This window comes from Mesorhizobium sp. M1328 (genome assembly GCF_040318075.1).
GTDB lineage: Bacteria > Pseudomonadota > Alphaproteobacteria > Rhizobiales > Rhizobiaceae > Mesorhizobium.
Genome location: NZ_JAMYLO010000021.1, coordinates 42,163 through 62,446 on the forward strand (window position 1 = coordinate 42,163; position 20,284 = coordinate 62,446).

The following is a 20,284-nucleotide window of genomic DNA, read 5'->3' on the forward strand; positions in this document are numbered from 1 at the left end:
TGCCAGCACCTTCATTGGCCACTTTCTGGACCATGTACGTCACATCAGGCTCCCCCGCCCGATCGACACGAGCCGGCTCTGTAACCACGCCGCCGTCATATAGCGGTTCCACGACGGCACTGGCGGCAGTCGTCTTCTCAGCGGCTACTGGTGGACGTTTCAGCAGCCAACGAATCCGATGGTGGCAAGGACAGGCAGACCAAGCACCGCGTAGAAGCTGTACTCCGCTGGAGTTCGCCTCGGAAATGGAGCGACAAGGGCCTGATTTGTCTTGCCATGCCGACATTGTCAGCACGCTTTTCGAAGCCTCTGAATTCCTTAGTGTCCATCCCAGCTCGACCTCCGACCATCCCCATTTCCGGCTGCCCGCGGCACGGCAGCCCTTGGCCTCTAGCTGCGCTCGAGCGGATCAGCGTGCCGTCTGCCTTCTCTGGCCGATCAAAATGTCTGCACCCATTTGGCAATGGCCGTTTCGCGCAAAAGTATTCCCCCGTGAGCCGACTTTCCGAATTGGCTTAACTTCCAAATCTGTGGCTTTGCCTGCATTGCGGAGCGCGGAGTTCCGACCACTCGCCCAAGGGTATGCCATGGCGTTTCGTCTCTTTGTTCCGATCCTTGCCGGTGCAACGCTGCGCGAGCGGCTGCTCGCCTGCATCGGGGCCATGATCGGCATCGCATTGACTGGCGTGATCAGTGCGCTGGCGAACGGGTCTGGCCCACATGTCGCACTGCTAGTTGCTCCAATGGGAGCATCGGCCGTGCTGCTCTTTGCCGTGCCTTCAAGCCCGCTGGCGCAACCTTGGTCGATTATCGGTGGCAATACGATTTCGGCGCTGGTCGGGGTGATCGTGGCGCATTTCGTGCGTGAACCCGTTCTTGCTACCGGCATTGCGGTGGCGCTGGCCATCGCCGCCATGTCGTTCACGCGCTGCCTGCATCCGCCGGGTGGCGCCGCCGCCTTAACTGCGGTGTTCGGCGGACCGGCCGTCTTCAGTTCCGGCTTGCTGTTTCCCTTCGTTCCGGTAGCGCTGAACTCGATCGTGCTGGTCGCACTCGGCTACGGCATCCATAAACTGTCGCGGCGCAACTATCCACATGTGGCGGCCCCCACCCTTAAAAGCGCGCATGGAACCATCGATCCGCCGGCGCGGGAGCGGGTCGGCTTCCAGCCCGAGGATATCGATGCCGCGCTCGGCGCGCTGGAGGAAACCTTTGATATCGACCGCAACGATCTTGAGCGGCTGCTGCGGCAGGTCGAGTTGCAGGCGATGGTGCGCTCCCACCGCACCCTGCTGTGCGAGGACATCAGCGCTGCCGGTGACCGACGCCGAGGGCGGGCTGGTCGGTGTAGTTGGCCTGCGCGAGCTGACGAAGGCGACCGACGCGGTGAGGGCTGTGATGTCGAAGGCTGGCACCGCCTCTCCCGATACGCCGGCGATGAGCCTGCTGCCGCTGCTCACCGACGGCCGCAGCCATGCCGTGGTCATCGTCGATGCCGAGCGACGCATTATTGGGCTGATCACCCAGACCGACCTGCTGGCAGCGGCAGCGCGCGTGCACATGGCGGACACAACGCTGGCAGCGGCATAAAATAGTGATCCGGACTTGCTCAATCCGGGAACCCGATGGGGCGCCAATAGGATAGTGGTATTAAGTGCGGCCTTCCGCCTAAGACAATTCCTTTTTACGAGTAGATCAACCCTGAAACGCGACCGCGTGCTCAGGCATCTGGTTCACGTAGGCCAAGTACGACTGCAACAACGGAACACTCTTCAACCTTGCCGGTGGCCAGAGCCAGTCCGCTATGTCGACCAAAGGCGCGGACTACAAATGGAACCATCTGGTGGACGGCTCCTCTGCAACGATGGTAGCGCGGTTCGCATGTCCAAGGCTGGCTTGAAGCTCTACGTCGCGGGTTGAATGATCCTTGGCAAGGGTCGCGGCTCAGACGCCGAGGACGCGGTTCGCAATTCCATGCAGGTGGTCCTTTCCTTTGGTTCCTGCATTTCGCCTATGGTGAGCCGCCGCCGACTCCCGTCATGCATCACGCCGACGACCGCCGCTTCCTCGCCGCGCCAAGGGTTTGACTAGGCCGACGATAGACCATGCGATAAGCAATTCCGAAACGATGTGGCTTCCTTGCGCGAAGTCGGCTCTGTCGAACAGCGATGTCAACATGATCCTGAGTTCCGAGGGTTCGCCGCGCATCAATCCTATAACCTTGATGACGTTCTTGACTAGGAGGATGAGGCTGCTCCAACACGTCCACGGTGTTAGGAATTGCCATTGCACGAGTTGATCTCGGACTTCTTCGTCGCGCGTCGCCAATTTCCAGCCCAATACCGCGCCTACGCTTGGTACCCCAACCACGCGGCCTATCGCCCTCATGCCCACTTCGAGGACCCTCCAGGATCAGGCCTGTTCGGATAGGTGTGGAGCCGAGGCATCAGAGGGAACGGCCAGACGCTACCATGAGGATGCGCCATCTGCCGAAGAGCCGTACCGTTACCTTCGTCACTGTGCGGAACGCGGGGCGACCGTCGCGTCAGCCATCCGGCTTTGCGTGTCATTTCTCCCCTGGCGGAGTCCACCGCCCCGACAAAAGCCTGACCTTTGCCAGTCTTCTACGGGCAAGCGTTCGCGCCAAAAGTTCAAAGCCGCGTCCATAACATTCAACAATGAAAGCCAGCCCCATCAGATCGAGCAGAAAGTCGTCGATGGCATGTGTGAGCGCGTCAGACTTTTGTTCAAGCTGAAGCAGCAGGGCGCGCCTCTTCGATCGCGGCCCGGCAACCGTCTGCGTTTATCAGGAATCAATCCTGTCTAAGATCTGCAAGCCCTCACCTCGCCCCAAGCCAGACTCAGCGCATCGAACGCCGTTGGAGAGAGTTTCCGACGAAAGAACATCGTCCCGTTTCGCGAAAAGGCATCGCTCGGCAAAGTGCCCGTTGATGAAGCATGCTGCGTCAAACGACGAGCAAGAATCCGGGCTCCACCCCGTGATGTCTTCGAAGGCGGGGTGAGCCGGCTCGGGCATGCGTCTCGGCCGCAACCCTTAATCACGAGGAACTGTGCCGCAAGGCAAACAGTTTCTCTCTATTCTTCTAGCCGCCACGGTTCAGCCTAGATTACATGGGAAACGACAATAACGGGAAGCAAAGGGTCGCAAAATGAGTAGGGTGGCTGGATTAAACGAAGATTTGGCTGCACCAACGACCTTTGGGCCACTTTTGCAGCCCACCTTTCGTTCGATCTGGCTCGCCACGCAGGTTTCGAGTCTCGGCTGGCTGATGCAGACCGTCGCCATCAGCTGGCTGATGGCAACGATCTCGACTTCGGATCTGATGGTTGCGCTGGTGCAGGCATCATCGAACCTGCCCGCTTTCGTCTTGTCCGTCTTCGCCGGGGCTCTCGCCGACAATTTCAGCCGGCGCCGGGTCATGTTCGCCGGTCGGTGCCTTATGGTGATTGCGTCCGCGATGCTGACCGCGTCCGTGACGCTGGGCTTTGTTAGTCCGTGGATGATCCTTGGCTTCAGCTTCTTGATCGCAAGCGGCGGTGCTCTCAATGATCCGGCCTGGCAAGCGTCGGTCGGCGATATCGTGGACCGACGAGATGTTCCCGCTGCCGTCACCCTGCTTTCTGTTGGCTTCAACACTGTCAGGACTGTGGGCCCGGCGCTCGGCGGCATTGTGGTTGCCTCATTCGGCCTCATGGCGGCATTCGCCGTGACCACGCTCACCTATTTCGTACCCTTGGTCACTATTTGGCGCTGCAAGTGGAAGGTTCGCTCGTCCCCTCTTCCACGCGAGTCGATGAGGACGGCGATCTACGACGGACTGCGCTTCACGGCGATGTCATCGGAAATCAAGGCAGCGATCGCGCGCGGAACCCTCTTTGGCTTGGCGAGCATCGCCATACTCGCGCTGCTGCCGGTGGTTGTCCGCGACCAGCTGGGAGGAGGTCCGCTCGCCTATGGCGCGCTCATGGCTGGCTTCGGGACCGGTGCCGTCTTCGCCGGCCTCTCCAACAGCCTGTTCAGACGGAGCTTGTCGCAAGAAAGGCTGATGAGGCTCTCCTGCCTCGCCTGCGCGGCGTGCTCCCTCTCCCTGGCTCTGACCTCTTCGATCGCTGTGGCGGCAATTGCACTCGCCCTGGGCGGCGCCGGTTGGGTCACCGCCTGGTCGGGGGTTGGCGTGAGCGTGCAGCTGGCGAGCCCGCGCTGGGTCGTGGGTCGCACAATCTCGATCTACTACGCATTGATAGACGGCGGCATCGCGGTCGGCAGCTGGGTATGGGGCACGGTTTCCCAGAACCATTCGCTGACCTGGGCGCTCGAGGGTTCCGCTGTAGCCCTTCTGATCGTCGCTGCAGCCGGCGTTCTGTTTCCTCTTCGCGAGCGCCGTGAGTCCGAGCCCGATCCTTTGGAGGAATTCGACGCCCCAGCTGTCGCTCTCAGTTTGAAGCCGAGAAGCGGCCCGATCGTGGTCAAGATCGAATATCTGATAGCCGAGAGAAATGTCGAGGCCTTCCTCGACCTCATGCGGCAGCGGCGTCATGTACACAGCCGCGTCGGTGCTCGGAACTGGACGCTCCAGCGCAACCTTCAGAAGCCTATGCAGTGGACAGAAACGTTCCGCACGCCGACCTGGACCGACTACCTTCGGCTCAATCATCGTCTCACGGAAGTAGACAAGGAACTGGACGAGCGTGTCTTCCAGTTACACGCGGGAGAAGAAGCGCCTCAAATGACGCTTTCGATTGAGCGGCCGACAAGCTCGGCCCGGAAACCCGACCAGTCAATCCTTCACCTTCCCCGTCATTGAAGCCTGACCTTCCCATATCTGGGCATCAGCGATCGTTAAAGATCCGGGTGATGGATGAGAATCTCGGCGGCATCCGTGTCGTGCGTGCCTTCGCCGCGCAGCCGCACGAGCTGGAAAAGTTCGACCGCGCCAAGCAGGACGCGTGATCTCGCCAATGAGCGCGTCGACATCCGTGTCGGCAACACCAGCGCCATGAATTTCTCGTTCCTGACCGCCATGGGCCTGGTGCTCTTGGTTCGGTGGCCAGAAAGTGATCGCAGGTCAAATCAGCGTCGGCATGCTGGCCCTGTTGTTCACCTTCATGACCATTCTGCAGATGCCGGTGCGCTAGCTCGGATTGATGGTCAACTCGTTCGCGCGCGCCTCGACCTGCGGCACGCGCCTGTTCGAGTTGCTCGACGCCGAACTTGACATCGAGGACGCGGCGGGCGCCAGGGATCTCGTCGTCACCGACGGCGTGCTGCGCTTCGACAATGTCGGTTTCTGCTACGCGGGCTCGGGCGGCCGCCCGACGCTCTCCGGCATCACCTTCGAGGCGAGCAATGCATCGCCGTCTAGGCAAGGCGAATGCTCCGGACTTCCCAGCCTTTCTTGCCTTGCCCGCATTCGACAAACACCTTCTGTCCCGCCACCAGCACGCTGAGCCCTGAGCGCGTCAGGGCGCTGGCATGAACGAAGACGTCCTTCTCACCGTTGTCAGGAGCAATGAAGCCGAAGCCCTTTTCGGGTTTGTACCACTTGACCGTGCCCCCGCTCTCCAGCTGCGCACCGGTTTCAACGAAGGTCCCTCCAGCGACGCGCGTATGTGACGGAGTTTTCGCGCGGTGATCGCCGATCTCCAGTACCTGCGCGACTTGATGACCTTTTGGACTTTTTTCGACCGTGATCTTGAGAGGCGTTCCCGCGGCAACATCCCGGCTTCCGGCCGCCTCTAACACTCGCACGTGCAGATAGGCCTCCGTGCCGTCCGACAGTTTGACGAAGCCAAAACCCTTGCTGACTGTGAACCACAATACCTCCGCATCGACAGGATCTGCCGTCACGGTCGGCGGGCGCTGAAAATAGCTTGGCTCGGAAGTCCGTTCCGAAAAGGAAACGGGGTCATCGTCATAGCGATGCCGGCGTGGCTCGCGATGGTCTCGATATTTGCCCATGATCATCTCGACTGGCATGGATGGCGCACTGCGCTACCGTCAAGATAATCTCAATCGGGCGACGCGTTTATGTCAAAAAGGCCGTGAAGACCGCAGCTGTGCCCGGCCTGTCGGCCGAACCCTCTGAAACTAGATTCATTTCCCCTGAAACAATAGTGCCGGCGAGTCGATTTACTGACTCGCATAGGTTGTGTTGGAGCGAGAGTGCGATGATGCTGGCGCGGGCGCACTGGAAGGGCTTTATCAGGCATTGCGGAAAGCCTGCTCCGGGTTTCTTCAAAAGGAACCGAACGGCGGGTCGACGACCATTTGCGCCGGCTCCAGGCCACGGGGCAGGCCTGACCGTGCATGATCATCATCTCCAGCGTCACGCCCAGCGTCGACGCCAAGCCGTGGAGAACCATGCCGCGCTGTCGCCGACGAGAACAACGTCGCAATGTCGATCGACGAGCTTTGAATCGGCGCACTCAATGGGCCTCCTTCCCCAAGCACGGATGTCGCGTTGGCACTTTTTGTGCAGCTGCGAAGAGCTAAAATCGCCACGACGGGTGGTGTTGACGCGCCGACAATTATCAGACAAAAACGGAATTCAATCGGTTCAGCCGCCTACGCGGCAGGGCTCTGCTCAACGACGTCGGGGACCATGGACGATCGCGCAAAAGGGATTAGGAAAGGCGGAGCTGGAGGCAAGGCCAACGACGTCAATGCGGACTTGATCGCCGTTGTGGTCGCCATGGACAGCAGCGCCCCCTGCGTTCTGACCATCCCGCAGGCAAACGCCCTGCCCTCCGGCCCGTTCGAGCTTGCTCACCGTTCGCTGCAGTCGGGCCTCAGGGGATGGGTGGAACAACAGACCGGCCAGCCGCTCGGCTATATCGAACAGCTCTACACCTTCGCCGATCGCGACAGGGTTGGCGCTGACGACCGCGTGGTCTCTATCAGCTATCTAGCGCTCACCCACCAAGACGAAGCTGGCGACCCGGCCGGGCGACACTGGGGAAGCTGGTACGACTATTTCCCGTGGGAGGATCACCGCTCCGGCACACCGGCGGTCGTGTTGGACGAATTGCGGCCGCGCCTGATGGAATGGGCGGATGGCACTGACGACGGTACGACACGCCTCGACCGACGACGGCGGGCGGCGATCGCCTTCGGCTTCGACGACCGCCATTGGAACGAGGAACTCGCGCTTCAACGTTATGAGCTGCTCTACGAAGCCGCCCTGGTGGAGGAAGCAATACGCGCCGGACATTCCGCTGCGCCCACCTCGGTGTCGGGCAGATCGATGATCGCCGATCATCGTCGCATCCTGGCGACCGGCATTGCGCGGCTGCGCTCCAAGATCAAATACCGGCCGGTCGTATTCGAACTGATGCCGCCGGTCTTCACGCTTTTGCAGCTGCAGCGCACCGTGGAGGCGCTTGCCGGCAGGCTCGTGCGTAAGCCGAACTTTCGCCGGCTGATCGAGCAGCAGGAGCTGGTCGAGGAGACCGGTGAAACAACCGCGGAAACCGGCGGCCGGCCGGCGCAACTTTATCGCTTCCGTCACGCCGTTCTCGACGAGAGGGTGATAGCCGGAACAAAATTGCCGCTCTCGCGGGCTTGACCCGCCTTGCGCCAGCAGCCCTGACGATGTCGCGGACGGCTTGGCCCTCGTGAGAACCGGGATTGTCGAGAATGACGATGTGGCCCGGCTTCAGTGTTTTGTTGAGTTCGGTTTCGACATAGACGCGAAAGGCCTGCGTATTGATGGGTCCGTCAATGACCCAAGGCGCCTCCACCCGATCATGCCGCAGCGCGGTGATGAAGGTCATCGTCTTCCAATGGCCATATGGTGCGTGGGCCATCAGCCGCTTGCCGCGCACACCCCAGCCGCGCAACGGCGCCATGTTGGTCTTGACCCATGTTTCATCCAGGGAGACCAGGCGCGTAGGGTCAATGCGGGTCTGATAGCGCATCCATTGCGCACGCCGGCGCATCAGCTTTGGCTTGAGCTGCTCGGCCGGCAGAACGGTTTTCTTGAAGCTCTTGCCCTCGCGGTGCAGGAAGCGACCGACGCTCGCAGGAGACCACGTTCAGCCAGTGCCGCCGTCAATTGATGAAGCGTCATGTTGGCATCTCGCTCAACCTCGCCCAGGACGAAAGCACGGTGCTCCCCGTCGATCAGATAGGGCCGATGACCGCCCATCTTGCCGGGTGCCGCACTGCCAAGGCGACGCTTGCGGCCTCGGGCGTTTCCTGGGCGAAGGCGGTGGCGATGAAAGCCGAGACGACGCCACAGACTGGGCTGGCGGATAGTAGTTCGCGAGTCAGCCACGGTAGCGGTCGCTACGAACCGCGCAGCACTTTGTCATCAGTACATTCCGTCCCATGCCTGAAATGAGCAGTGCAGCCATGTCGCCTCCTCCGCAGTCACCGTGGCGAAAGCAATCCTTCCGCTGCCACACGGACCTAATGTCGCCTGGCACTAGCTTGCTTCAGCAAACCACTTAGCGCAATTCTCAGGAGCTACCGTGCCCGCACCGCAGGCGAGGTCCGGGGAGGCTTGCTCACTCAGTTTGCCATTCTGGAAAGTCGCGTTCTTGCCAACGCGCATATTCGAGATATTCTCTCGCAATCGCCTCTACAAGATCTTGTTGGAGCTCTTTGCGAAGGCACGGCATTTCGCTGATTGCCAAGCTGTGCTCTCTCGCAAAATGAATGGCGCAACGATATCCGTCAACGTCTTCCAAAGTGGGACGGACTGCATCTTCCTTCCACTGATCCGCAAGTTCCTGCAGCAATGAAGGTTGTCCTTCTCTTGTGACAAACATGTCTGTGACCCGACGCTTGGCTCTCTCCAGAAAGGCGTCCGAGTTGCCGAGCCGCAACCGCCTTACATGCCACCGAAAAGCGCCATCCCAATGCTGACTTCCCGCCATTAAATTGAGAAGGGAGATCGAACCGCCTTCGAGGATGAGCCCCGGCTGGGAACTACGCTCATCCACTTGCATTATCAGCTTACGATGGGCGGTCTCGGCGTCGATGATGCCCGCGGTTAGCGGGCGCGAATCCAAGTAGATCCGCTGGGTAGATTGCAGTTCGGAATCCGAGGGACGCCCGCTGCCGGTGGCGATTTGAGGACAGCATTGTACACGATCCAGCGCAATGACCGGCCATCCGGTCTCTCGTGCAATTTGGATTGCCGCGTCTGTTTTGCCGCTGCAGGTCGGCCCGTAAATCAAATAGATTAGCATGTGTATGCCACTTAGTTTTCGGAACTAACCGCCCCCCAAGCACAAGATACTCGGTAGGCTTTCACCGGACTTGTCGCAAACATTTTGACAAGCGGCGATTATGCCCTGAAACGACGCCATTTTCGAACTTTGTGAAGTCCGAAAGGGCGCAAGCAGCCCGTTCTGGTCGTTCAGTCCAGTCACCAACGCCTCTGTTTGACGTTTGACGACGGTCCACTTTGCACATCTCATGCCGACTGTGACGCAACGCGGCACCGCAGGATGGTGACCTCGTTGTCTCCGGCAAAAGATCCTTGCGCGTCTTGGGTTAATCGAGGCGGCGGCGCACGGGCGACTTATTGTCTCGGAACATGGCCAGGAAGGCGGCTGATCAACAAAAGTGGAAGACGGTGTCCCGACGACCTCACCGATTTGTGAGGCGACCGAGGATCTGCCCGACATCGTCGATCTCGTCCTCGAGGTGGGCCGTGTGCCGGCCGCGCCGCCAAAGCCTCCTCCCCTGCCGGTCCGGCTGGAAGCCTCGTCGAAACGGCACAGGAGTACACCAAAGCCGCCAGCGCGCAAACACACAGACCGCCGGCGCCAAGGATTTGGCGCTTTTTGCGTGGCGTCCGCTCCGATCTTCCGGAAGGGGAGCTGGTTGCTGTTTTCTGGGCACTCGCTGCGCATCGCCGCTGCGCAACGCCGAACTGGACATCGAGCGGCTACGCGATGAACCGCATGGTCTGCCATTGTGAGGCTCTTGCTCGACACTAATGGCCTCTCCGAGGTGACGAGGCCGAGCCCTGACGCGCGCGTGCTGGAATGGATGACGGGCTCGATGAAGACCGCTCATTTATCAGCGGTGTGTCGATCGCCGAGATCCGGCGCGGCGCTGCCCTCATGGACAAAGGTCGGAAACGTGACGCACTGGCCGGATGGCTCGCCCGGGACCTGCCGCAGCGCTTCGAGCCGAGAGTCCTGCCCGTGGACGAACTGGTTGCCCTGGCCTGGGGCGACCTGACGGGCCTCGCGAAGCGGCGTGGCCGCGGTCTGTCATCGATGGACGGGCTGATTGCAGCCACCGCGATTTCCTGACCCATCACATGGCGGGGATATTCATGCGCTGACGGCGAAACACCCAGATGCCCCGCACCTACCACGATCAATATGGAAACGCCTCGGTGGCAGCCACGAGGTCGATGTCATTGAAGATGAGATGAAATAGGCGGATCAGCTCTGCTTTTCGCATCCTTGACGCGCGCTTCATGACAGGCCTCGGCCAAGGGCGTCGAGTTTAGCTTCCGGTTGGATGCTTGCCCTCACCTGTGGCTATGCTTACGGCCATCCCGATCGAGAAAAGCATCGAACGCGGCAGCGACAGCGCGAATTACAAAGCGATGCTCCCGCCGTACGCGGACAAAACCGTTTTCGAAGTCCACTATCCCGTCCTCGGCCAGCATCGCCAAGCGTTCAGCTGAATCGAGAAGACGGATCGGATCAGATCCGTGGGCGGCACAGATTGCCTGCACATCGGCCTCGAGATCGCACATTAGTCGCTCGATAATTGCGGCTCGCACGCGGTCGCCGTCGGTGAGGCGATAGCCCTTTGACGTCGCCAGACGGCCAGCTGCGATGTGCTGGATGTAGGAATCCCGTGTAACTTCGTTTTGGATGTACCCCTCGCCGACGCGGCCGATAGCCGACGCGCCGAAACCGATCAGGGTTCTGCAGGTGGTGGCCGAGTAGCCCAGCGAGTTACGCCGCAGGCGACCCGTTTTCTGTGCCAGCGCGAGCTCGTCGTCCGGCAAGGCGAAATGGTCGAGCCCGATCTCGCGGTAGCCGGCGGCAATCAGCGTCGCGGCTACGGCCGCATACTGTTCGGCGCGGGCAGCGCTGCCCGGAAGAACTGCCTCCTCGATGAGGCGCTGATTCTTTATAAGCGACGGGATGTGCGCATAGCCGAACACCGCAAGCCGGTCGGGGCGCATTGCGACCGCCGCACTCGCGGTCTCGACGCAGGACTGCACCGTTTGATGCGGGAGACCGAAGATGAGGTCGAAGTTGATGCGGCTTACTCCATGCCGGCGCAGCATTTCCACGGCAGCCGACGTCTGCGCCTCACTCTGAACCCGGTTGATTGCTTTTTGAACAATGGGATCGAAGCTCTGCACGCCGAGACTCACACGGTTCACGCCGGCTGCTCCTAAGGCCTCGGCCATCTCGGCCGTGAACGTGCGCGGATCAATCTCGACGGCAACCGTAGCTGTTTTCGTGAGAGCGAAGCGGCGTCGCAGGAACTCCATCAGAGCCAGGAACTCGGCTGGTCCTATGAGAGACGGCGTTCCGCCGCCGAAATGCATGTCGCTCACGGGCAGCGTCTGCGGCGCTCGCTCCGAGACCAAACGGATCTCGTCACGCAGGGCCGCCAGATAGTTGAGGATCGGCGCATCATGGCGGGTGATGGTGGTGGGGAAGCCACAATACCAGCAAGCTGATCGGCAGAACGGAACGTGGAAATAGAGCGACACCGGATCGTCAGCCGGCAGGTTCCTGAGCCATTCCTCATAAGCCTCGGCGCCGACCGCCCCAGAGAACTCCGACACAGTCGGATAGATAGTGTACCAAGGCAGGCCGGCCTCGCGATATTTTGTGGTCTGCAACAGTTACCGTCCCATGCTGATAACCACCAATCTTACCGCTGCGCTCGCCTGTGTCTTTGCGCTATGTCAGTCCGTTCCGCTTTGGTCTCGAAACTTGTATTTCTCAGCAATAGCGGCCGTTCAGTCTTGGCTGGACGGTCAGCGACTGGCCATGGCTGTTCCCGCCGCGACCCTCACGCGCACCGTTTGGTTCCACCATCCCTTCCCTTCAGCCTGCGCCTGGTCGAGTAGATTCTGCTGAGCGCGGCTGCCGCATCCAATGAGATAACACGGCGTTGGGACCAGACTTTGCTCGCCAGCTAGCGCAGCCCCATAGTGATCTCTGGCATCTCGATGAGCTCGTTGTGTGAATTGCTGGCAAGAAGCATTAGCTGTGGCGCGCCGTCTATCAGGACGAGAGGCTGCTCGACGCGACCGTCAGGTCGGCCGCAATGCCAAGGCCGGCGCGCCTACTGACTCCGTGGTGGAGGCAAGGCTGCGCGTCAGCGCGTGATTACCGATCATCGCGCTCGCCAAAATGACGGCGTCGGCCGAGCGGTGCCGCCGCATGATGTCTCAACGCCGGGGCTCACAGCAAACAAAGCTGTCGCCATTGAACGAAACTGTCGCGAAGCGAACAGACGAACCGTAGCCGAAACGTTTGCCGTTCGTGCTCGGGTTGATCCGCAAGGCAAAAAGGAAGGAAGAGCGAACCAAGGTCCGCCGGCACACTTGAGCTTCAAGCCGCAGCTGCGTCGTCAGGATGGCACGTCATTTGCAGTAGAAGCCTTTGTGACGGCCCGCCCACAACTAGCGGAGATGACGGGGATGATTTGTACAGAAATGTTGGATGGCGTCGTTTCGGCGATTATTATATTTGTAATAACAATTGCATATTTGTAACAATAACACCCAATCATATTCTCAATTTCTGATGAATATCTGGCGTGACGAGCGCATCAAAACTGCTCAAATTCAACTCAATGCGCATCGTTATCGACTGTTTCCTTAGCAAGAGTTCATCACTGACGTCCATTCCTTTTACTCTTTGAACGGAGATCAACAATGAACATTAGGAGCCTCCTCCTCGGCTCAACTGCGGCACTGATTGCCGTTTCCGACGCTCGCGCCGTGACCGCCGTTGCCGAGCCTGACCCGACTGAGTACGTTAAAGTCTGCGACGTCTACGGCTCGGGCTACGTCTACATTTCAGGCACTGAGACCTGCGTGCGCATCGGCGGCTATGTCCGTTACGACGTCGGCTTGGGCCATGTCGGATTGGTTGATCACGCAAGAACCTCGGATGTGAGGACTGGTGAGCATCAGGGCACATGGCAAAACAACACGCGCTTCACATTGAAAACTTGGACCGGCCAGGAGACCGAACTCGGCACGTTGAAGACCTACACCGAAACCCGCATGAACTTCGGCAACCGCCACACTTCGGTTTCGGACAGTTCTCGGTCCTATGCCTTCAACGGAGACAGCACCTTGACTTTCGCCTGGATTCAGCTTGGTGGCCTCCGAGTTGGTAAGGACTGGTCGGCCTTCGACATGTTTATTGGCGGCGCGGGTGACGTACTCAACCAGACGCCGGTTCCGTACGGCTCTTTCGATACCAATGTGGTTCAGTACTACTTCGACGCCGGGAACGGCTTTTCGGCCGTGGTTTCGCTCGAAGAAGGCTCGGGCGTGGTCGGCACAATCGACAGCTACGCACCGCACGTAGTCGGCGGCTTGAAATACACACATGGCTGGGGCACGATCACCGGCGTTGCCGCTTATGATAGCAACTACGAATCGGTGGCCGCCAAGGTCCGTGTCGACATCAATGTCACCAACGAACTGTTGCTGTTCGGAATGCTCGGCTACGGTTCCAACGGCAAGCTCAACGACGAATCCACGAACGCCATCGACGCTCATGGTCGCGGCTTCTATAAGAGTTGGGGCGGGAACTGGGCTTTCTGGGCTGGCGCCACTTACAAGCTCAACGAGACAACTTCGTTCAACCTTCAGCTCTCCGGTGATCAGCTCAAGAACCATGGTGTCGCTGCAAACGTCGCCTATGCGTTTCTTCCAGATTTCACAGTTACGGCGGAACTCGACTATGGCCGCTACGGCAACTTCGCCGTCGGCAAGGTGGACGGCGCTTCCAACATGAATTGGACCAACGCCAACAAGAAGAGCAGTGTCGGCGGAATCCTGCGTTTCGAACGCTCATTCTAACGGATGAAAGGGCGCTGAGGCAGGCATCGCATGTACTTGTCGTCGGCGGATCGGACTCCAGTGGGGGTGCCGGAATCGCGCGCGAATATCGAGACGCTCTCCTCCATGGGCGTGCGCAGCTGCCTTGCCGTCACTGCGGTGACGGTGCAAACACACGACAGCGTCACGGACATCCTTCATCTGCAACCCGGTCTGGTGGCCGATCAGATGCGTGCAGCGATCTCGCGGGCGTCGCGGCGTAGTGAGCGCGGGCGCGGCCGTGATGATCGTGGCGGGAGGGAGAGGTAAGGAGCGTCTTTCCTTTGAGAATTCGCGTTTACGGGTACCCACGATGCACAACGGGCGAGTTTTTCAAAGAGGCGCGTCCTCCTTCGAAGCGCTTCGGAGGGCCAGGCTCTAGGCTCGCCCCGAGCCCCTGCGTAGCCTGCGGGGGAGCTGGGTCTCGGCCCATCCGGGTAACGATCCTTCGCGCTGCTATGGAAACGATCGCATTGCCGATTATCGCATAAAAAACTTGTTATTGCACGACAGAAAAAACTTGCAACTCCACAGCATCATTGACTTGTCGCCTATCAGCACTATATACTTGTAATCGCACAGCTCTAAAAACTTGCAAAGGCACGGCCATGGCCAAGCCCCATGAAAAACTCGCTGTATCACTGGCCGTCCTCAAAGAGCTGCAGGAGGGTGGGCGACGCATATTCAAATCAGATGAGCTGACCCGCGTCCACCGGGAGCGGCTGCTGCAGAACGGGTTCCTGCGCGATGTTATCAAAGGCTGGCTCATGTCGACCGGCCCGCAGGCACAGCAGCAAGACACCACCCCCTGGTACGCGAGCTTCTGGGAGTTCTGCTCCCTTTACTGCAATGACCGGTTCGGCAAGGACTGGTTCCTGTCACCGGAGCAGTCGCTGCTTCTGCACGCGGAAGCGCCCACTATTCCGCCTCAGGTGGTGGTGAACACCCCCAAAGGCACGAATAACAAAATCGACCTGCTGTTCGGCACTTCGCTCTATGACCTCAAGGTCAAGGAGATGCCGGCCGAACTGACAGAGAAAAACGGCCAGCGCGTGTTCACTGTCGAGGCCGCCCTTACCCGGGTGCCGGAAGCGTTCTTCCAGCGCGCCCCTATCGAGATGCAGATCGCCATGGCGTCGGTGCGCGACGTATCAACCGTTCTGGCCCTGCTGCTTGATGGCGGCCATTCCGCCGTGGCGGGACGGCTTGCGGGGGCCTTCCGTCGCGTAGGACGCGACTCCTTTGCCGATGAAATCGTGGCCGCCTTCAAAGCCGCCGGCTATGACGTGCGCGAATCCGATCCGTTCGCGGGACAAATTGGAGTGACAACTATTGCGGCGGGCGTACCGCCGTTGGTCGCCCGCCTGCGCGCGATCTGGCAATCGCAGCGCGAAGCCATCATCGAGATATTCCCGAAGGCACCCGGACTGCCGTCCGACAAAGACGCCTATATGAAGTTCGTCGAGGATATCTACGAAAGCGACGCCTACCATTCGCTGTCGATAGAAGGGTACAGCGTCACCCCGGAACTCATCGACCGGGTGCGCGAGGGGAGCTGGAATCCGGAGATTGATGAAGAGGACCGCAAGAACCGAGATGCGCTTGCCGCGCGTGGCTACTACCTCGCATTCCAGAAGGTCAAAGACTCTGTTGCCGCGATCATCAACGGCAAGCCAGCCGGCGCGTTGACGCGGGACACTCACCGGGAGTGGTACCGGGAGCTGTTCGCGCCGTCAGTGACCGCCGGCATCCTCAAAGCCAGCGCGCTTGCGGGATATCGCAATCACCCTGTGTACCTGCGCGGCTCGCAGCACGTGCCGCCGCGTACCGAAGCGGTGGCCGATGGTATGAATGAGCTGTTCGACCTGCTGGAGGCGGAGAAGGAGGCCTCCGTGCGTGCCGTGCTGGGGCATTGGCTTGTGGGCTATGTGCACCCCTATCCGGACGGCAACGGACGAATGGCGCGGTTCCTCATGAACGCGATGCTGGCTTCAGGCGGTTACCCCTGGACAGTCGTCAGAGTCGATGACCGGAAGGCCTACCTCGCAGGGCTGGAGGAGGCGAGCGGCAATATGAATGTGAAAACGTTCGCCGCCTTTCTCGGCGAACGGGTGAAGTGGTCCATGGAGAAGGCGGCGTGAGGTCGGTGGTGTGCCATGTTTAACTTGCTTGTCTCGGGTCGGGGCGAGTGGTGGGAAACGCCGCCGTTCACGTCAACCATTGACCGGTTCAAGGAATATAGCGGCGCCGAGGCCGAGGCTATCGACCTCGCGCGCCCTGAAACATTGCGCCGGCTGGAGGAAATCCCGGCGCTTTTGATGTACGAAGTCGGGGCGGGAGGCCCGCACGCGCGCGTGGTCCGGCACAGCCGCATACGCAATATCGTTCGGCGCGGACACGAACTGGCCTTCACCTTCGAGCCCGATCCGAAACATGCCTTTCTCGACCGGTCAGCGGTGTTGAGAATTGCGGACCGGCTGGGCATTCAACAGTTCGAACAGCACCGTACGCACTGGGCGATCAAGGATGGTGACATTCCGGCCGAGCTGATTGCCACCAGCACCGCTGAACGGGCGCAGCGCACCGTTGCCGTGGTTGCGGCAGAATATGTAGAAGCGCGCCGCGAGGGACGAAGGAGAGAAGCTGCCGAACTGGCCGAAGAACTGGAGGATTTTCCTCCCTCGCTGGAGAAAGCACTGTCGCTCGTCCCGGCGCGTATCCTTCAGCAGCCGACACCCGAATTATACCCGATCCTTGGGATAGAGCCCCGCACGCCCGAAGGCCGCAACGCCGTCGTGGCCGTCGTCGCAAGGGATCACAATGGGCAGGACTTGCCTGCCGACTGGTCTTATTCGCTGGCGTGGTTCCTAGACCTTTACGGCAGCGCGACGGAAGCGGGGCGCCTTGACGGCGCGCTGGCCGAATGCGCAACGCATAGGATCGCGCTCGGCACTGGCGAGGGAGAAGCCGCCGCCCCGGTTGAAGATATCGGCTACGCACTCTGGCGCTGTTCGCGAAGCCCGAAACTTATCGGCGATCTGCGCCGGGAATCGCTGAGATAGCGCAGGAGGTTTTGTCGCTTACCAAAATCAACGAAGCTTCCCATTCCCATTCTAGCAGCCAGAAGAGTGGGTGAGCTCTTTAAATATCTATCCGAGGAATCGATAAGCTCAGACTATCGCAAGTATACATAGTTTTTTCTGTTATAGGGTCTGCTCGGCTGCAGGCAAAGAGCCCGGATAAACTTCAGCACGAAAGCAGAATTGAATGAAGGTGGGCTACATGGAGTTCTCATTTGGGTATGCTTTCACCGAAAACCTTATCCGGTCATCGTCAGCCGCACCTGTAGGCGCGCCGGTCTTTCCAAACCTCATACAGGAGGGGCATTCTGGCTTTGACATCCGCATCAATTTCCCAGGGGTTCCGCTGTTTTTCCAGTACAAGCTTCCGGAGCTGATGAAGCGAGGAACTGCCTTTGAGGTTGCGAGCGGACATTGTCCCGGTTTGTCGATACCATTTTTTCGGATTGCGATGATGCGCAGGGATGTGTCGCGTCAGCATGAACTGCTTCTTCGGTTTGAGGCGCGCTATCCGTCAAACGTCTTCTATGCGGCTCCTTGTATTGCAAACATCAGCGATTTCGACCGCTCTTATAATGGAGCAACCGTAGCACGGCAGTCCATTTTCGTCTCACTAGAGCGCGCAGTCACTGACATTCTCGTAGCGCGGGAAATTGCGCGTGTCGATCTTGGCGTCGACCTGCTGGTGGCCCAACCACGCTAACGACATCATACCGCTGATTAGCCCAGCTTTTGTCTAGGCCACAGTTATGAGACTACGGACCACTTGGCCAGGAAGAAGACCGGATTGAAAGCGAACCTTCCTTGTCATCTTTGCATCACGGTCAGTCTGCACGAGATTGACCGCTGCAAGCCGGGAGCACGAGCGGGCTGGGCAAACGTTGCAACAGATCCATCAAGGAAATTCATAGACTCTTAGCAACTCCGGTTCGCTGTGAATGCTAGGCTTATTGCAACGTCTGAAGGCAGTGGGGTCCAAACCGTGGCGCCGCTTATTCTCCGACCCGCCGAACTGCGTGCAATTTCGGCTAAAGGCAATGGCAAGAAGAGCGCCCATCTTGTTTGTTCGACACAGCCATATCGGCTCAAAACAGTATCTTCACAGCCACCGACATTGTCCGGTCGATGGACAACCAACCATATAATTTGGTTCGAAAGCCGCAACATCTGTGGAGAACGCGAAATGACAAATTCAGCAGGACGAGTGCCCAGGCTTTCCAAGTGGCTTGGTCCTGACCAATGTTGACACTCGTCATTTTGTCAAGGAATGAAGATCGTTATCAAGCGCAGTATCATTCGAAGGGCAAATGCAATTTCGCCAGACGAATAGATCGCGCTGTCTTCCCTCAACTGCAAGGCGGCCCCCATATGAATGTTATCGCGGCGCTAGCTGTCGCTTTGAGGGAAGCCGCAGACCCGTCCTTCCGCAGTTTCGGCCAACAGATTGTCAAAAATGCCAAGGCTCTGGCCCACGCGCTTCTGGACCGAGGTTATGACCTGGTCACCGGGGGCACTGACAATCACATGCTGATCCTTGATCTTCGCGATCGACCACTATCAGGCAAGGCCTATGCCGAGCGGTTAGCGAAGGCAGGCATCATTACGAACTTTAATATGGTGCCGGGGGACCCGCGCCATCCTGAGGTCACAAGCGGAATTCGCCTGGGGTCGCCAGCAGTGACGTCAATGGGCTTGCGCGATGTGGAAACCGTGCAAATTGCTGGCCTCATGGACTCCGTCCTCCGGCGAGCCAGAAGACAAAGATCTCCATGCCTGCGTGCGAAGAGACATTCCCTACTTGTGCGCTGCGTTCGAGGTCCCGGGCCTCACCGACAGGTAAGGTGGGCTAAGCAAAATGCCCCATACAACTCCAACACCCGAAGCGAGGCATTTCATGGCTAGGCAGTTCGTGTTCTCTTCCGAATCGGTTGGCGCGGGACATCCGGATAAGTTGGCCGACAACATCTCGGATGCCATCCTCGATGCCATCCTCCGCACCGATCCCAAGGCGCGCGTCGCCTGTGAAGCGTTGGTAAAATCAGGGATGGTCGTTCTGGCTGGCGAGATTACCAGCGATGCGCAGGTGGATTATAGCCAAGTTGCGCGCGATACGATTCTCGATATTGGATACGACGACGAGGCCGTCGGCTTTGACGGCCGGCGTTGCTCCGTCGTCCATGCACTCACCGAGCAGTCGCCCGACATCAGCCAGGGCGTTGACGAGGGACGAGGGCAGGACCTCCAACAGGGAGCGGGAGATCAGGGCCTCATGTTCGGCTACGCATGCCGCGAAACCGATACTCTGATGCCTTTGCCGATCCAGCTCGCACATCGCTTGACGAAACAACAGGCAGATGTCCGGAAAGCACGACAGCTTGGCTGGTTGCGTCCTGACATGAAATCCCAAGTCTCAGTGCGCTATGAGGGGTTGCGCCCGGTCGCCCTGGATACCATCGTCGTATCGACCCAACATGACGAGCAGGTCTCGCAAGAGACGGTCCGCGAGGGCGTCATTGAGGAAATCATAAAGCCTGTCCTGCCGACCCACCTGGAGACGGAAGGCATCAGAATTCTGGTCAACCCGACGGGGAGGTTCGTAGTCGGCGGGCCGCGCGGCGACTGCGGTCTCACTGGACGCAAGATCATCGTCGATTCCTATGGTGGGATGGGTCGTCACGGCGGCGGCGCCTTTTCGGGCAAGGACCCGTCCAAGGTTGACCGCTCAGCTGCCTATGCGGCCCGGTATGTCGCAAAGAATATCGTCGCTAGCGGACTTGCGGACGTCTGCGAGGTGCAGCTTGCTTACGCAATCGGCGTGGCCAGTCCGGTTTCTGTCATGGTCAACACGTTCGGGACAGCGAGGGTTGAGGAAAGAAGGATCGAGCGCCTCATTCTTGAGTTGTTTGATCTCAGACCGAAGGGCATTATCAAGATGCTTGATCTCTTACGCCCTATATACCGCAAGACCGCGACCTATGGCCATTTCGGCCGTGAAGAGCCTGACTTCACCTGGGAGAAGACAGACAGGGCCGACGAATTGCGTCGCGAGGCAGGACTTGCCGCCCCGTGAGGGGCTGGCGCCGAACGGATTGGCAAGCGGAAAGCCCATTCCCACTGGCCAGA

General features: G+C 59.5%; 12 protein-coding genes and 7 pseudogenes. 14 read left to right on the plus strand and 5 right to left on the minus strand.

What is annotated here, in order from left to right; translation table 11 throughout:
• Nucleotides 1-587: 587 nt before the first annotated feature.
• The 3 genes and pseudogenes from NKH23_RS27760 to NKH23_RS27770 form a co-directional block, all read left to right on the plus strand.
• Nucleotides 588-1,590, plus strand: a pseudogene (locus tag NKH23_RS27760) (HPP family protein).
• A gap of 1,580 nt (nucleotides 1,591-3,170) precedes the next feature.
• Entirely contained in the window at nucleotides 3,171-4,826 is a 1,656-nt protein-coding gene (locus NKH23_RS27765) for an MFS transporter (RefSeq protein WP_352942977.1), read from the plus strand.
• A gap of 32 nt (nucleotides 4,827-4,858) precedes the next feature.
• Nucleotides 4,859-5,406, plus strand: a pseudogene (locus tag NKH23_RS27770) (ABC transporter transmembrane domain-containing protein); the annotation flags it as partial.
• Here NKH23_RS27770 and NKH23_RS27775 read toward each other — a convergent pair.
• Entirely contained in the window at nucleotides 5,381-5,980 is a 600-nt protein-coding gene (locus NKH23_RS27775) for a cold-shock protein (protein WP_352492847.1), read from the minus strand. The pseudogene NKH23_RS27770 and the gene NKH23_RS27775 overlap by 26 nt on opposite strands.
• Nucleotides 5,981-6,259: 279 nt before the next feature.
• A pseudogene (locus NKH23_RS27780) lies at nucleotides 6,260-6,476 on the minus strand (3-methyl-2-oxobutanoate hydroxymethyltransferase); the annotation flags it as partial.
• Between the two features lie 147 nt (nucleotides 6,477-6,623).
• Here NKH23_RS27780 and NKH23_RS27785 point away from each other — a divergent pair.
• The gene (locus tag NKH23_RS27785) at nucleotides 6,624-7,586 is read left to right on the plus strand and encodes an NUDIX hydrolase (protein WP_352469024.1); all 963 of its coding nucleotides are present in this window, start codon (nucleotides 6,624-6,626) and stop codon (nucleotides 7,584-7,586) included.
• 73 nt (nucleotides 7,587-7,659) lie between these two features.
• Here NKH23_RS27785 and NKH23_RS27790 read toward each other — a convergent pair.
• Nucleotides 7,660-7,959: pseudogene (locus NKH23_RS27790) on the minus strand (transposase); the annotation flags it as partial.
• 119 nt (nucleotides 7,960-8,078) lie between these two features.
• Between NKH23_RS27790 and NKH23_RS27795 the strand changes: the two are divergent.
• Nucleotides 8,079-8,363: a hypothetical protein gene (locus tag NKH23_RS27795; RefSeq protein ID WP_352973285.1), complete on the plus strand. Its 285-nt coding sequence runs from the start codon at nucleotides 8,079-8,081 to the stop codon at nucleotides 8,361-8,363.
• Between the two features lie 166 nt (nucleotides 8,364-8,529).
• On the opposite strand, the gene NKH23_RS27800 is transcribed toward NKH23_RS27795, so the two are convergent.
• Nucleotides 8,530-9,216: an isopentenyl transferase family protein gene (locus NKH23_RS27800; protein WP_353035808.1), complete on the minus strand. Its 687-nt coding sequence runs from the start codon at nucleotides 9,214-9,216 to the stop codon at nucleotides 8,530-8,532.
• Between the two features lie 733 nt (nucleotides 9,217-9,949).
• Here NKH23_RS27800 and NKH23_RS27805 point away from each other — a divergent pair.
• Nucleotides 9,950-10,290, plus strand: a pseudogene (locus NKH23_RS27805) (PIN domain-containing protein); the annotation flags it as partial.
• Nucleotides 10,291-10,517: 227 nt separating this feature from the next.
• On the opposite strand, the gene hemN reads toward NKH23_RS27805, so the two are convergent.
• Nucleotides 10,518-11,858: an oxygen-independent coproporphyrinogen III oxidase gene (gene hemN / locus NKH23_RS27810; protein WP_353035810.1), complete on the minus strand. Its 1,341-nt coding sequence runs from the start codon at nucleotides 11,856-11,858 to the stop codon at nucleotides 10,518-10,520.
• A gap of 489 nt (nucleotides 11,859-12,347) precedes the next feature.
• Between hemN and NKH23_RS27815 the strand changes: the two genes are divergently transcribed.
• The 8 genes and pseudogenes from NKH23_RS27815 to metK all read left to right on the plus strand — a co-directional run bounded on the left by NKH23_RS27815 (nucleotide 12,348) and on the right by metK (nucleotide 20,231).
• Nucleotides 12,348-12,740: a hypothetical protein gene (locus tag NKH23_RS27815; protein ID WP_353035812.1), complete on the plus strand. Its 393-nt coding sequence runs from the start codon at nucleotides 12,348-12,350 to the stop codon at nucleotides 12,738-12,740.
• A gap of 162 nt (nucleotides 12,741-12,902) precedes the next feature.
• Nucleotides 12,903-14,063, plus strand: coding sequence for a porin (locus NKH23_RS27820; RefSeq protein WP_353035814.1), 1,161 nt, complete (start codon nucleotides 12,903-12,905; stop codon nucleotides 14,061-14,063).
• A gap of 14 nt (nucleotides 14,064-14,077) precedes the next feature.
• A pseudogene (locus tag NKH23_RS27825) lies at nucleotides 14,078-14,288 on the plus strand (bifunctional hydroxymethylpyrimidine kinase/phosphomethylpyrimidine kinase); the annotation flags it as partial.
• A gap of 401 nt (nucleotides 14,289-14,689) precedes the next feature.
• Nucleotides 14,690-16,222 carry a Fic family protein gene (locus tag NKH23_RS27830; RefSeq protein ID WP_353035816.1) on the plus strand — a complete coding sequence of 511 codons (1,533 nt, stop codon included), beginning with the start codon at nucleotides 14,690-14,692 and terminating at the stop codon, nucleotides 16,220-16,222.
• A gap of 24 nt (nucleotides 16,223-16,246) precedes the next feature.
• Nucleotides 16,247-17,143, plus strand: coding sequence for a hypothetical protein (locus NKH23_RS27835; RefSeq protein WP_353035818.1), 897 nt, complete (start codon nucleotides 16,247-16,249; stop codon nucleotides 17,141-17,143).
• Between the two features lie 205 nt (nucleotides 17,144-17,348).
• Nucleotides 17,349-17,864 (plus strand): hypothetical protein, encoded by a 516-nt coding sequence (locus NKH23_RS27840; RefSeq protein WP_353035820.1) that lies wholly within the window; start codon nucleotides 17,349-17,351, stop codon nucleotides 17,862-17,864.
• Between the two features lie 551 nt (nucleotides 17,865-18,415).
• Nucleotides 18,416-19,001 (plus strand): annotated as a pseudogene (glyA, locus tag NKH23_RS27845) (serine hydroxymethyltransferase); the annotation flags it as partial.
• A gap of 54 nt (nucleotides 19,002-19,055) precedes the next feature.
• Nucleotides 19,056-20,231, plus strand: a complete 1,176-nt coding sequence (gene metK, locus NKH23_RS27850) for a methionine adenosyltransferase (protein WP_353035822.1) — start codon at nucleotides 19,056-19,058, stop codon at nucleotides 20,229-20,231.
• Nucleotides 20,232-20,284: the final 53 nt, after the last annotated feature.